Here is a 13,636-nt window from a genome sequence, read left to right as displayed (position 1 = left end):
CGTTGGCAGTCTGAAAATCACCCGTCACGCCCCTCTCCGCGGCCACCCCCTCCGCCACCCCCTCCCGCAGCGCACCCTCTCGCTGGGGGGAGGGGGTGGGGGAGGGGTGGTCGGAGTGGGTGGTTGGGGAGGGTGCGTTGGGGTGGGGAGGGTGGTTGGGGAGGGTGCGTTGGGGTGGGGAGGGTGGTTGGGGAGGGTGCGTTGGGGGGGATGGGGGCGGTTTGGGTGTGGAAACGCCGCCCGGCTCTTGGGAGCCGGGCGGCGGTTCTTGTTGGGTCAGGCCTTGCGGAGCTGGAAGGACAGGCCGAGGGACTCGTCGGTGAAGGTGTCGGAGGTCCAGTCGGCGGCGCCGGCGGCGAAGTCGGTCGCGAGGACCTCCTCGGCGACGAGGGGGCCGTGTTCGGCGATGGCCTCGGCGGTCTCCTCGGAGGTGGCGCGCCAGCGGAGGACGATGCGGTCGGCGACGTCCAGGCCGGAGTTCTTCCGGGCCTCCTGGATCTGGCGGATGGCGTCGCGGGCGATGCCGAGCCGCTTGAGCTCCGGGGTGATGGCCAGGTCGAGGGCGACGGTGGCGCCGGACTCGTTGGCGACGGCCCAGCCTTCGCGCGGAGTCTCGGTGATGATCACTTCGTCCGGGGAGAGGGTGATCGTCTCGCCGTTGTGCTGGACACCGGTCTGGCCGGTGGTGCGCAGTTCGGTGGCGAGGTGGGCGGCGTCGGCGGCGGCGACGGCCTTGGCGACGTCCTGGACGCCCTTGCCGAAGCGCTTGCCCAGGGCGCGGAAGTTGGCCTTGGCCGTGGTGTCGACGAGGGAGCCGCCGACCTCGGCGAGGGATTCCAGGGTGGAGACGTTGAGCTCCTCGGCGATCTGCGTGCGCAGGTCGGCGGGCAGTTCCTCCCAGCCCTGGGCGGCGATCAGCGCGCGGGACAGCGGCTGACGGGTCTTCACGCCGGACTCGGCGCGGGTGGCGCGGCCGAGCTCGACCAGGCGGCGGACCAGGGCCATGTGCCGGGACAGGGCCGGGTCGAGCAGCGTCTCGTCCGTGACCGGCCAGCTCGCCAGGTGCACCGAGGCCGGGGCGGTCGGGTCGGTCGGGACGACCAGGTCCTGCCAGACCCGCTCGGTGATGAACGGGGTGAGCGGGGCCATCAGGCGGGTGACGGTCTCCAGCGCCTCGTGCAGGGTGGCGAGCGCGGCTGCGTCGCCCTGCCAGAAGCGGCGGCGGCCGCGGCGGACGTACCAGTTGGACAGGTCGTCGACGAACGCGGACAGCAGCTTGCCGGCGCGCTGGGTGTCGTAGGCCTCGAACGCCGCGTCGACCTCGCGGACCAGGGTGTTGAGCTCGGAGAGCACCCAGCGGTCCAGGACCGGGCGGTCGGCGGGGGCCGGGTCGCTCGCGGAGGGGGCCCAGTCGGCGGTGCGGGCGTACAGGGCCTGGAAGGCGACGGTGTTCCAGTAGGTGAGGAGGGTCTTGCGGACCACTTCCTGGATCGTGCCGTGGCCGACCCGGCGGGCCGACCAGGGCGAGCCGCCGGCGGCCATGAACCAGCGGACCGCGTCGGCGCCGTGCTGGTCCATCAGCGGGATCGGCTGCAGGATGTTGCCCAGGTGCTTGGACATCTTGCGGCCGTCCTCGGCCAGGATGTGGCCGAGGCAGACGACGTTCTCGTAGCTGTTCTTGTCGAACACCAGGGTGCCGACGGCCATCAGCGTGTAGAACCAGCCGCGGGTCTGGTCGATCGCCTCGGAGATGAACTGCGCCGGGTAGCGCTTCTCGAACAGCTCCTTGTTCTGGTAGGGGTAGCCGTACTGGGCGAAGGGCATCGAGCCCGAGTCGTACCAGGCGTCGATGACCTCGGGCACACGGGTGGCGGTGGCGCCGCAGTCGCGGCAGGCGAAGGTCACCTCGTCGATGTACGGGCGGTGCGGGTCGAGGCCGCTCTGGTCGGTGCCGGTGAGCTCGGACAGCTCGGCCAGCGAGCCGACGCAGGTGAGGTGGCCCTCCTCGCAGCGCCAGATCGGCAGCGGGGTGCCCCAGTAGCGGTTGCGGCTGAGCGCCCAGTCGATGTTGTTGTTCAGCCAGTCGCCGAAGCGGCCGTGCTTGACCGTCTCGGGGAACCAGTTGGTGGCCTCGTTCTCGCGGATCAGCGCGTCCTTGACGGCGGTGGTCCGGATGTACCAGGACGGCTGCGCGTAGTAGAGCAGCGCGGTGTGGCAGCGCCAGCAGTGCGGGTAGCTGTGCTCGTACGCGACGTGGCGGAAGAGCAGGCCGCGCTCCTTGAGGTCCGCGACCAGGGCCTCGTCGGCCTTCTTGAAGAACTGGCCGCCGACCAGCGGGACCTCGGGGGCGAAGGTGCCGTCGGCGAGCACCGGGTTGACCACCGGCAGGCCGTACTTGCGGCAGGTCGTGAGGTCGTCCGCGCCGAAGGCGGGGGCCTGGTGGACGATGCCGGTGCCGTCCTCGGTGGTGACGTAGTCGGCGTTGAGGACGAAGTGGGCGCCCTCGATGTCGACCAGCTCGAACGGGCGCCGGTAGCCCCAGCGCTCCATCTCGGCGCCCGTGAAGGACTCGCCGGTGGTCTCCCAGCCCTCGCCGAGTGCCTTGGCGACCAGCGGCTCGGCGACGACGAACTGCTCGGTGCCGTCGGTGGCCACCACGTAGGTGACCTCCGGGTGCACGGCGACGGCGGTGTTGGAGACCAGGGTCCACGGGGTGGTGGTCCAGGCGAGGAGCGCGGCGCGGCCGGCGAGCGGGCCGCCGGTGAGCGGGAACTTCACGTAGACCGAGGGGTCGACGACCGTCTCGTAGCCCTGGGCCAGCTCGTGGTCGGACAGGCCGGTGCCGCAGCGCGGGCACCAGGGGGCGACCCGGTGGTCCTGGACCAGCAGGCCCTTGTCGAAGATCTGCTTGAGCGACCACCACACGGACTGGACGTACGACGGGTCCATCGTCCGGTACGCCTCGTCGAGGTCCACCCAGTACCCCATGCGGGTGGTCAGCTCGGTGAACGCGTCGGTGTGGCGGGTCACCGACTCGCGGCACCTGGCGTTGAACTCGGCGATGCCGTACGCCTCGATGTCCTGCTTGCCGGAGAAGCCCAGCTCCTTCTCGACGGCCAGCTCGACCGGCAGGCCGTGACAGTCCCAGCCGGCCTTGCGGGCGACGTGGTAGCCCTTCATCGTCCGGTAGCGCGGGAAGACGTCCTTGAAGACGCGGGCCTCGATGTGGTGGGCACCGGGCATGCCGTTGGCGGTCGGCGGGCCTTCGTAGAAGACCCACTCGGGACGGCCCTCGGACTGCTCCAGACTGCGCTGGAAGACCTTGTTGTCCTGCCAGAAGGACAGGATCTGGTGCTCCAGGGCGGGGAGATCCACCTGTGCGGGTACGGGGTTATAGGAGCTCATCGCGGGCGTCTACCTCCGGCGGATGCTGGGACTGGATCCTCCGGAGGGACGAGACGGACCAGCCGCCCCGCGGTACCACCCTCCTTGGCCGCGGTGTTGCGTGCGGCCCTCTTGTTTGGGCTTGCTGCCGGGTCTAGTGGACCGCTGCGGGCTCCGCATCGGTCGTTCTTCCGGCGGCTCCGGGGTGATCTTCCCGCCGTGCACGCCCCCGGGCTCGCACCGTCCCCGGGTCGCTGGTGGCTGCGTACGTCGGTACTCGTCCCATCTGCGCCTTGCAGGCCCAGTGTATCGGCTGCCGCAAGTCGGTTTCGTCCGGCGCGGCCCGGTCGCGGCGGGCGGCGCGGGGTGCGGGGGACGCGCCGAAGGGCTGCTCGCAGTGCGCCCGGGGGCGCGCCGCCGGGTGGTTAGGAGGGGGTGTTCTGGGCACAAGTCTGGTCAGCGCGAGGGGCGTGGCGGTTGGGGCGGCTGCCTGGGTGGGATCATGGTGAGGCGTCGGTATGTCATGTTGTGACCGGTTTTGATCGGGATTATCGTTCCGGCACTGGAAGCCGCCGGGAACCGGCGGCTCGATTCGTTCGTAGATGGGGTCGAAGCCATGGCTGAGAAGGCAACCGGCGCGGGTACCGCCACCAAGCGGGCACGCAAGGCCGTGGCGGCCGATCCAGGGGAGGGGACCGTGACCACTACCGCACGGCAGAACAGCAGCACCGACACCGTCACCGTGCTGCGGGGCGCAGAATCCGTGGACCCGGCCACGCTGCCGGTCCGTCCGGGCGAGGAGCCGTGGACCTCGGACGAGGTACACGAACTGCACGACGAACTGATCAGCGAGCTGGAGCGGCTGCGCAACGAGATCGGCGCCGCCGAGGCCGCCATCTCCGGCCTGATGCGCGACTCCAACGACGGAGCCGGCGACGACCAGGTGGACGCCGGCACGAAGAACATCTCCCGGGAGAGCGAGCTCGCCCTCGCCAACAACGCCAGGGACAGCCTCGCCCAGACCGAGCGCGCGCTGGAGCGGCTGGAGGGCGTCGGCTTCGGCGTCTGCGAGTCCTGCGGGCAGCCCATCGGCAAGGCCCGGATGCAGGCCTTCCCGCGGGCCACGCTCTGCGTGCAGTGCAAGGCCAAGCAGGAACGCCGCTGAACCGCCCGACCGGCGCGGCGCGGGGGGTCGGGCTTGCCGTACGCTCGACCCCGTAACGTCGCCTGAACGTCGCCCGACGCCCCTGTGACGGGGAGCGATCGGTGTCGTCACCGGCCCACCACCCTCCCCCACCGCCGGCCGGGGGAGCTCCATCGGCAGCGGAGCGGATCATCAGTACGCAAGGTTCTCCCCAGACCCGGGACGACGCCGTCCCTGCCCCCGCCGAAGCCGTGGAGGTGGCCGTGGCCGAGCCTGCAGACCCCGCGGAGTCCGCCGAGCCGGCCGGAACGGCGGCCACGGACGGTGCGGACGGTGCCACGGCGGTGGAGGGCGGCAAGGGGCCGCGGCGGATCGGCGTCCTGCTGGTCGTCGCCGTACTCGCGTTCCTCGTCGACCTCGGCAGCAAGCTGCTGGTCGTCGCCCGGTTGGAGAACCACGCGGCGATCAAGGTCGTCGGCGACGTCGTGACCTTCCAGGTGATCCGCAACTCCGGGGCCGCGTTCGGCATGGGCCAGGCGCTCACCGTCGTCTTCACCATGATCGCCTCGGCCGTCATCGTCGTGATCTGGCGCATCGCCCGGCGGCTGTACAGCCTGCCGTGGGCGATCGCGCTCGGACTGCTGCTGGGCGGAGCCCTCGGCAACCTCACCGACCGGCTGTTCCGCGCGCCCGGCGTCTTCCGCGGGCACGTCGTGGACTTCATCTCCGTGCAGCACTTCGCGGTCTTCAACCTCGCGGACTCGGCGATCGTGTGCGGCGGGATCCTGGTCGTCCTGCTGTCGTTCCGCGGGAGCAACCCGGACGGGACCGTGCACCAGCAGACGGAGAAGTCGGCGAAGTAACGACGGAGCGGGGGCCGCGGACGGCGCCGAACCGGGCGGCCGGGAGGGACGGGCGGAAAGGCGGGCGCCGCCTTTCCGGCATACTCGTACGGGTGAGTACCGCAGCGCAGATCCGCAGCCTCCCCGTACCCGACGGCCTGGAGGGCGAGCGACTCGACGCCGCCCTCGCCCGGATGTTCGGCTTCTCCCGGACCAAGGCCGCCGAGTTGGCCGCCGACGGCAAGGTGACGCTCGACGGCGCCGTGGCCGGCAAGTCGGACCGGGTGACCGCCGGCTCCTGGCTGGAGGTCGAGATCCCCGCCCCCGCCGCCCCGGTGCAGGTCGTCGCCGAGCCGGTCGACGGCATGCGGATCGTCCACGAGGACGACGACATCGTGCTCGTCGACAAGCCCGTCGGCGTCGCCGCCCACCCCAGCCCCGGCTGGACCGGCCCCACCGTCATCGGCGGCCTCGCCGCGGCCGGCTTCCGGATCTCGACCTCCGGTGCGGCCGAGCGCCAGGGCATCGTCCACCGGCTCGACGTCGGCACCTCGGGCCTGATGGTCGTGGCGAAGTCGGAGCGCGCGTACACCGACCTCAAGCGCCAGTTCCACGACCGCATCACCGAGAAGCGCTACAACACGCTCGTCCAGGGCCACCCGGACCCGCTGAGCGGCACGGTCGACGCGCCGATCGGGCGGCACCCCAGCTCGGACTGGAAGTGGGCGGTGACGCGCGAGGGCAAGCCGTCCGTCACGCACTACGACCTCATCGAGGCGTACCGGGCCGCGTCGCTGCTCGACATCAAGCTGGAGACCGGCCGCACCCACCAGATCCGCGTGCACATGTCCGCGCTGCGGCACCCGTGCGTCGGCGACCTCACCTACGGCGCCGACCCGACGCTCGCCAAGCGGCTCGGACTGACCCGGCAGTGGCTGCACGCCGTCTCGCTCGGGTTCGAGCACCCGGCGGACGGGCAGTGGGTCGAGTTCTCCAGCGAGTACCCGGCGGACCTGCGCAAGGCGCTCGACATCATCGCGTCGGAGAGCTGAGATGACGGCGGCCGCGGGGATCCGCGTCGCGCAGGGCGAGGCGGACCTGGAGCTCGTGCGGGCGGTCCGGCGCGAGGTGTTCGTCGTCGAGCAGAACGTGCCGGAGGAGCTGGAGTACGACGAGTACGACGCCACCTCGGTGCACGTGCTGGCGGTCGCGGCGGACGGCACCGCGCTCGGCACCGGACGGCTGATCCACGGGGACGTTGCGCTGGATCTCACCGGTGGGCGCGCCGGGCGGGTGCTGCTGGGGCGGCTCGCGGTGGTGAAGGCCGCCCGGGGGACCGGGCTCGGGGTCTCGCTGGTGCGGGCGATCGAGGCTGCGGCGGTCGCCCGTGGGGCCGTGGAGCTGGAGCTGCACGCGCAGGTGCAGGCGCTCGGGTTCTACGAGCGACTGGGGTACACGGCGGAGGGGCCGGTGTACGACGACGCCGGGATTCCGCACCGGACGATGACGCGAGTGCTGTAGGCCCTCCGGGGGCCGTGGGGACCGCTGGGAGCGGGGCCGCGGCTCGGTGGGTGGCTGGTCGCGCGGTTCCCCGCGCCCCTTTCGGGGCGCGGGGAATTCTTGTGTGCGGGGAACCGGGCGAGGGCTCTCAGGGGGTCGTGCGGAGGCGGGGGAGGGCTTCGGGGTGTTCGTCGCGCAGGTAGGCGATGAGGTGTTCGCGGATGTCGAAGCGGAGTTGGGCGGCGTCGTCGGGGGTGCGGGCGGTCATCGTTGCGCGGACGACGATGGTGCTGGGGGTGGAGTCGGTGACGTTGAGGGCCCACTCGGTGCCGTCCCAGAGGGGGTGGGTCTCCAGGCGGGCGTGCAGGGCCCCGCGCAGGGCGTCGACCGGGGTGGTGTGGTCGAGGTGGAGCAGGACCGCGGCCAGCAGTCCGGGGTCGCGGCGGGTCCAGTTCTCGAACGGCTTGTTGACGAAGTAGGAGACCGGCACGATCAGGCGCCGGTGGTCCCAGAGGCGCACCACCAGGTAGGAGAGCGTGATCTCCTCGACCGTGCCCTGCTGGCCGTCCACCACCACGGTGTCGCCGATCCGGACCGTGTCGCCGAAGGCGATCTGCAGGCCGGCGAAGAAGTTGCCCAGGGTGCTCTGGGCGGCGATGCCCGCGACGATGCCGATGATGCCGGCGGAGGCCAGCAGACCGGCGCCGATGGTGCGCATCGCGGAGAACGTCAGCAGCATCACGGCGACCGTCACGATGACGATGCCGGCGCTCACCGCGCGGCGCAGCATGCTGATCTGGGTGTGCACGCGCTGCCTGCGGGCGGGGTCCTCGGTGACCATCTCGAAGCGGCCGAGCAGGGCCTCCAGGAGCGCCGCCACGACACGGACGGTCAGCCAGCCGAGGGAGGCGAGGAAGAAGAGGAGGAGCAGGTGGTGCGCGCCCTCGTCGTTCTTCAGGCCGAAGATCCGCTTGAGCGGGCTCGCGGCGAGCAACAGGGCTGTGATGACGGTGAGTTGGAGGGGGATCCGGCACCTGCGGAGCAGTGGCCAGACCGGGGCCCCGGGGTTGCGGGCGGCGGCGCGCTGGAGTGCCTGGTCGACGAACCAGCCGGTCGCCAGGGTGGCGACGACGGCGGCGAGCAGGGTGATCAGCGGCCGGAACACGGGCACCTCGCCGAGGGGGGCTGGGTCGGTCGAGCCGTACGATACCCGGGCATAGCGGGCCGGAAGCGGGTGAAACGGGCGGGGGCCGGGGCGGCGGCCTTATCGGACGCCTACTCGTGCGGCCGTTACGATCAACGGCCATGGAGTTCGGTGGCGCGTGGCGTCGGTGGCGCGGCCGCGGTGCGGTGACGCGGCGGAGACTGCTGGCCGGTGCGGTGGCCCTGGTGGCCGTCGCGGGGATCGGCACGGCGGAGGTGGCGGCCGGCGGGGAGCAGCCGGTCCACCAGGAGGATCGTTTTCTCAGCATGCCGGAGACGCCCGGCAGCGCCCAGCAGGTGCAGCTGGACACCTCGTTCTTCACGACGGGCTCCACCCCGCGCCCGGCGGTCCTGCTCGCCCACGGCTTCGGCGGCTCCAAGGAGGGCGAGCGCGACCGGGCCGAACAGCTGGCCCGGCAGGGGTACGCGGTGCTGACCTGGTCGGCGCGCGGCTTCGGGCACTCGGGCGGGAGGATCGGGCTCAACGCGCCCGACCGCGAGGTCGAGGACGTCAAGCACCTGGTGGACTGGCTGGCCCAGCGGCCCGAGGTGCAGCTGGACGCGCCCGGCGATCCGCGGGTGGGCATCACCGGCGCCTCGTACGGCGGCGCGGTCTCGCTGCTGGCATCCGCGTACGACCACCGGATCGACGCGGTGGCCACCCAGATCACGTGGTGGAACCTGGCCGACGCGCTGTTCCCGCAGGGCGTGCAGGGGGCGGGCGCGGCGGACGGGGTGTTCAAGAAGCTGTGGGCCGGGATCTTCTTCACGACCGGCGCCGCGGGCGACCTCGGGCCGTCGGGGGGCTCACCGCGCGAGGGCGGCCGGCCGACCGGGGGCGAGGGCGGGCCGGTCGGGTGCGGGCGCTTCCTGGAGTCGCTCTGCCAGATGTACGACCGGGTCGCCACGAGCGGGCACGCGGACGCGGACGCCGTCGCGCTGCTGGACAAGTCGAGCCCGTCCTCGGTGGCCGGGCAGCTCAAGGTGCCGACGCTGGTCGTGCAGGGGCAGCAGGACTCGCTGTTCCCGCTGGACCAGGGGGACCGGATCGCGCAGGCGGTGGCGGCCAACGGCGCGCCCGTCTCGGTGGACTGGTTCGCCGGCGGGCACGACGGGGGCACGGACACGAGCGCCCGGGTGGACGACCGGGTGACGGCGTGGTTCGACCACTACCTGCGGGGGCGGAAGAACGACACGGGCCCGGCGTTCCGGGTGACCCGGACCGGTGGGGTCGACTCGACCGGATTCCAGGCCGTGCTGCGCGGCGCCACGGCGGACGCGTACCCCGGGCTCGGGGGTACCGGCTCGCGCTCGGTGGAACTGACCGGCGGTGAGAAGACACTGGCCAACCCGCCGGGCGGCGCCCCGCCGGGCATCTCGACGCTGCCGGGGATCGGGGCGCTCAGCCAGGCGGCCTCGCTCGGGGCCGGGCTGGCGCTGGACTTCCCCGGGCAGAACGCGTCGTTCGAGTCGGCGCCGCTGGACGGGCCGCTACACCTGACCGGACAGCCGACCGTGCCCGTCCGGGTGCAGGCGGACCAGCCGGACGCGGTGCTGTTCGCGAAGCTGTACGACGTCGGGCCGGACGGCAAGGCCCAGCTGCCGCAGCAGCTCGCCGCGCCGCTGCGGGTCACCGGCGCGGACGCCGGGCGGACCGTCACGGTGGCGCTGCCCGCCGTCGACCACACGTTCCCGGCGGGGCACCGGCTGCGGCTCGTGCTGGCGAGCACCGACCTCGCGTACGCCTCGCCGGCCGAACCGGCCACCTACCGGGTGGCGGTCGCGGGGGCGCTGGCCGTGCCGACCGTGGAGCAGCTCGTCACCGAATCGACGCCGCTGCCCGCGCGGACCTGGATGCTCCCGGTGGCCGCCGTCGTGGTGGCGCTCGGGCTGGTGCTGGTGCCCCGGCTGCGGCGGCGCGCGCGGGGGGCCGGCGGGCCCGCGTACGACCCGGCGCTCGGCGGGGTGCCGCTGCAGATCACCGGGCTCGGCAAGCGCTACAAGGGCTCGGCGGACCGGTACGCCGTACGGGACCTGGGCTTCCGGGTCGAGCAGGGGCAGGTGCTCGGGCTGCTCGGGCCGAACGGCGCGGGGAAGACCACGACGCTGCGGATGCTGATGGGCCTGATCCGGCCGGACGCGGGCGAGATCCGCGTCTTCGGCCACCTCGTGCGGCCCGGCGCGCCGGTGCTCTCGCGGGTCGGGGCGTTCGTCGAGGGCGCTGGCTTCCTGCCGCACCTCACCGGGCGGGCCAACCTGCGGCTGTACTGGCAGGCCACCGGGCGTCCGGAGGAGGACGCGCACTTCGCCGAGGCGCTGGAGATCGCCGGGCTCGGCGAGGCGCTCGACCGCGCGGTGCGGACGTACTCGCAGGGCATGCGGCAGCGGCTCGCGATCGCCCAGGCCATGCTCGGGATGCCGGACCTGCTGATCCTCGACGAGCCGACCAACGGGCTCGACCCGCCGCAGATCCGCGAGATGCGCGAGGTCATGATCCGGTACGCGGCCGGCGGGCGGACCGTCATCGTCTCCAGCCACCTGCTCTCCGAGGTCGAGCAGAGCTGCACGGACCTCGTGGTCATGGACCGCGGGCGGCTCGTGACGTCCGGTGCCGTCGGTGACATCGTCGGGGCCGGGGAACTGCTCATGATCGGGGTGGCGCCGGAGTTCGCGCCGGAGGCGGTCGTCGAGAAGGTGGGCGAGCTGGCCGGGGTCGGCTCGGCCGAGGCCGTGGAGGGCGGACTGCTGGTGCGGCTGGACGGGATGCCGGCGAGCGAGCTGGTCGCCGAACTGGTGCGCCTCGGCGTGCCGGTGGAGAGTGCCGGGCCGCAGCGGCGGCTGGAGGACGCGTTCCTGTCGTTGATCGGAGGTGCGGCGTGAGCGGCGTCGTTTCGGCGGACCACGCCGAGGGGTACCGGGCGGGGCGGACGCTGCCGCTGCGGGTCGAGGTCGTGCGGCAGCTGCGCCGGCGCCGGACGCTGGTGATCGGCGGGGTGCTGGCGGCGCTGCCGTTCATCGTCCTGGCGGCCTTCCAGATCGGCGGCACGCCCGGGCGCCAGGACCGGACCACGTTCATCGAGCTGGCCACCGCGTCCGGGGCCAACTTCGCGACCACGATGCTGTTCATGGGCACCGGCTTCATGCTCGTGATCCCGGTCGCGCTGTTCTGCGGCGACACCGTCGCCTCGGAGGCCAGCTGGTCCTCGCTGCGCTACCTGCTGGCCGCGCCGGTGCCGCGGGCGCGGCTGCTGGCGCGCAAGTTCGTGGTGGGGATGCTGTTCTCGGCGGTCGCGGTCGTCATGCTGCCGGCGATCGGGCTGGTCGTGGGGACGGCCGCGTACGGGTGGGGGGACCTCAAGCTCCCGGCCGGGGCCAGCCTGCCGGCCGCGGACGCGCTGCCGCGCCTCGCCCTCGCGGTGGCCTTCGTGTTCCTCGGCGAGCTCGTGATCGGGGCGCTGGCCTTCTGGCTCTCGACGGCCACCGACGCGCCACTGGGGGCGGTCGGCGGTGCGGTCTTCGCGTCGATCATCACCGGGGTGCTGGACGCCGTCACGGCGCTCGGGAGCCTGCGGGAGTGGCTGCCGGCGCATTGGCAGTACGCGTGGGCGGACGCGCTGCAGCCGCAGCTGGAGTGGGGCGGCATGGTGCAGGGCGTCTCCCTGTCGCTGTCGTACGCGGTGGTGCTGCTCGCGCTCGCGTTCCGCGGGTTCGCCCGGAAGGACGTGGTCTCGTAGCGGGGCGGGTCCGTCCGGGGCGATGAGGGATCATGGGTGGGTAGCCGACCTCTCCCGAAGGACCCCCGCCGTGGCCCAGATCGTCCTCTTCCATTCCGCCTACGGGCAGCGCCCCGCCGTCCACGCCGCCGCCGAGCGGCTGCGCGGCGCCGGGCACACCGTCCACACGCCGGACCTGTTCGACGGGCGGACCTTCGACGACATCGAGGCCGGGCTGGCGTACCAGGAGGAGCTCGGCGGGAGCGACGAGCTGCTGCGGCGGGCGGTGACCGCCGTCGCCCCGCTGGCGGAGGGCGGGCTGGTGTACGCCGGGTTCTCGCTCGGCGGATCGCTCGCGCAGAACCTGGCGCTGGCCGACGAGAAGGCGCGCGGCCTGCTGCTCCTGCACGGCACGTCGGACCTGCGGGAGGACGCGGCCACCGACATCCCGGTGCAACTGCACGTCGCAGAGCCGGACCCGTTCGAGACCGAGGACTGGCTGAACGCCTGGTACCTGCAGATGCGCAAGGCCGGGGCGGACGTCGAGGTGCACCGCTACCGCGGCGCCGGGCACCTGTTCACCGACGCGGAGCTGGCGGACTACGACGCCGAGGCGGCCGAGCGGGCGTGGGCCGTCGCGCTGGACTTCCTCGCGGAGTGCGACCACTGAGCGGGTACTCGGGGACGCCGCTGGCGCGCAAGCTCGGCATCCGGCCGGGGGACGAGCTGCTCCTGGTGGACGCGCCGGCGGGGTTCGCGGTGCCGGACCTGCCGGAGGGCGTCACGGCAGCCGCCGGATCGTTCGACGTCTGTGTGTGGTTCCCGGCCGGGCGCGCCGCCTTCGAGGCCGGGCTCCCCGGCCTGCGGGCGCTGATGCGGCCGGCGGCGGGGCTGTGGGTGGCCCGGCCGAAGAAGTCCTCGGGGGTGGTGAGCGATCTGGACGAGAACGGCGTGCGGGAGGTCGCGTTGCCGACGGGCCTGGTGGACAACAAGGTGTGCGCGATCGACGAGGTGTGGTCCGGGCTGCGGCTGGTGATCCGGCGGGAGTCGAGGGAGCGTGGCTGAGCGGAGGTACGAGTACGCGCCGGCGGGCACGTTGCCGGGGTTGTTGCAGCGGGGGCGGGGGCTGGGGGCGATGATGGCCGCCGAAGCCCCGGGGGCAGCCGCCGAGCTGGTCTACGGCTGCATCCGCCGGGAGTGGCGGTGGGACCGGCAGGTCGACGAGCGGGTGCTCTACCTGGCGCGGCTGGTGCGGGACCTGGAGCTGCCGTTCGGGCCGGTGGTGGAGGCGCTGGAGGGGGAGGCCCGCGGGCGGGCGGACGAGGTGCTGGAGCTGTTGGCGCGCGGGTACGTCCGGCGGAACGGGCACGGTGATCACGCACGGGACGAGGACTCCCGTGCGGTGCCGGAGCTGCTGGAGGAGCTGGAGCGGTGCTGGGTCGAGCGGACCTGGTGCGGGCCGGCCGCCCTCGCGCGGGGGCTGGCGCGGTTCGGGCCGGAGGCGGGCGGGGCGGCGTCGCTGCTGCGGCGGTTCTGGCTGTGGACGCCGCACTCGTCCGAGCGGCCGGCGTACCTGGAGGCGCTCGCCGCGGTGGCGCCCGCGGGGCTCGACGAGGCGTACGTGGAAAGCCTCTGGGACTGTGAATCCGGTGCCAGGCTGTTGGGGGTCCGACACGCTCCGGAACGGCCCGAGGTGGCGGACCGCCTGCTCCGCTTGCGCGACGATCCGCTGGAGGAGAAGGCGGTGCGGGACGCCGCCGCGGTGCGGCTCGGCGGGGGCCGGGCGGGCTAAAGTAGACGCGTGAACGCGTGAGGGATGGTCCGGACCCCGGGAGGTGGTTCGGACCACA

Annotated in this window: 11 protein-coding genes; 9 read left to right on the top strand and 2 right to left on the bottom strand. The window is 73.0% G+C overall.

What is annotated here, in order from left to right; translation table 11 throughout:
* Positions 1–276 precede the first annotated feature (276 nt).
* Positions 277–3,405 carry an isoleucine--tRNA ligase gene (ileS, locus tag AB0C76_RS11535; protein ID WP_359963168.1) on the bottom strand — a complete coding sequence of 1,043 codons (3,129 nt, stop codon included), beginning with the start codon at positions 3,403–3,405 and terminating at the stop codon, positions 277–279.
* A gap of 676 nt (positions 3,406–4,081) precedes the next feature.
* Here ileS and AB0C76_RS11530 point away from each other — a divergent pair.
* The 4 genes from AB0C76_RS11530 (at position 4,082) to AB0C76_RS11515 (ending at position 6,891) form a co-directional block, all read left to right on the top strand.
* Positions 4,082–4,549 carry a TraR/DksA family transcriptional regulator gene (locus AB0C76_RS11530; RefSeq protein ID WP_359963165.1) on the top strand — a complete coding sequence of 156 codons (468 nt, stop codon included), beginning with the start codon at positions 4,082–4,084 and terminating at the stop codon, positions 4,547–4,549.
* A gap of 242 nt (positions 4,550–4,791) precedes the next feature.
* Positions 4,792–5,391: a signal peptidase II gene (gene lspA, locus AB0C76_RS11525; protein ID WP_359963162.1), complete on the top strand. Its 600-nt coding sequence runs from the start codon at positions 4,792–4,794 to the stop codon at positions 5,389–5,391.
* Positions 5,392–5,483: 92 nt separating this feature from the next.
* Positions 5,484–6,422, top strand: coding sequence for an RluA family pseudouridine synthase (locus AB0C76_RS11520; protein ID WP_359963159.1), 939 nt, complete (start codon positions 5,484–5,486; stop codon positions 6,420–6,422).
* A 1-nt stretch (position 6,423) separates the two neighbouring features.
* Positions 6,424–6,891 (top strand): GNAT family N-acetyltransferase, encoded by a 468-nt coding sequence (locus AB0C76_RS11515; RefSeq protein WP_359963156.1) that lies wholly within the window; start codon positions 6,424–6,426, stop codon positions 6,889–6,891.
* Positions 6,892–7,018: 127 nt separating this feature from the next.
* On the opposite strand, the gene AB0C76_RS11510 is transcribed toward AB0C76_RS11515, so the two are convergent.
* Positions 7,019–8,041, bottom strand: a complete 1,023-nt coding sequence (locus AB0C76_RS11510; protein ID WP_359963153.1) for a mechanosensitive ion channel domain-containing protein — start codon at positions 8,039–8,041, stop codon at positions 7,019–7,021.
* Between the two features lie 134 nt (positions 8,042–8,175).
* Between AB0C76_RS11510 and AB0C76_RS11505 the strand changes: the two genes are divergently transcribed.
* The 5 genes from AB0C76_RS11505 to AB0C76_RS11485 all read left to right on the top strand — a co-directional run bounded on the left by AB0C76_RS11505 (position 8,176) and on the right by AB0C76_RS11485 (position 13,578).
* Positions 8,176–10,953, top strand: a complete 2,778-nt coding sequence (locus tag AB0C76_RS11505) for an alpha/beta fold hydrolase (protein WP_359963150.1) — start codon at positions 8,176–8,178, stop codon at positions 10,951–10,953.
* Entirely contained in the window at positions 10,950–11,807 is an 858-nt protein-coding gene (locus AB0C76_RS11500; protein ID WP_359963147.1) for an ABC transporter permease subunit, read from the top strand. Before AB0C76_RS11505 ends, AB0C76_RS11500 begins: the two co-directional genes overlap by 4 nt.
* A gap of 70 nt (positions 11,808–11,877) precedes the next feature.
* Positions 11,878–12,456 (top strand): dienelactone hydrolase family protein, encoded by a 579-nt coding sequence (locus tag AB0C76_RS11495; protein WP_359963144.1) that lies wholly within the window; start codon positions 11,878–11,880, stop codon positions 12,454–12,456.
* A complete protein-coding gene (locus AB0C76_RS11490; protein WP_359963141.1) occupies positions 12,444–12,851 on the top strand; it encodes a DUF3052 domain-containing protein in 408 nt (135 codons plus the stop codon). The genes AB0C76_RS11495 and AB0C76_RS11490 overlap by 13 nt, the downstream gene beginning before the upstream one ends.
* Positions 12,844–13,578: a hypothetical protein gene (locus tag AB0C76_RS11485; RefSeq protein WP_359963138.1), complete on the top strand. Its 735-nt coding sequence runs from the start codon at positions 12,844–12,846 to the stop codon at positions 13,576–13,578. Before AB0C76_RS11490 ends, AB0C76_RS11485 begins: the two co-directional genes overlap by 8 nt.
* Positions 13,579–13,636: the final 58 nt, after the last annotated feature.

Origin of the sequence: Kitasatospora sp. NPDC048722, from assembly GCF_040650235.1 — a bacterium.
Classification (GTDB): domain Bacteria; phylum Actinomycetota; class Actinomycetes; order Streptomycetales; family Streptomycetaceae; genus Kitasatospora.
The sequence above is the reverse complement of the archived record's forward strand: the minus strand, read 5'-3'. Positions and strand labels throughout refer to the sequence as shown.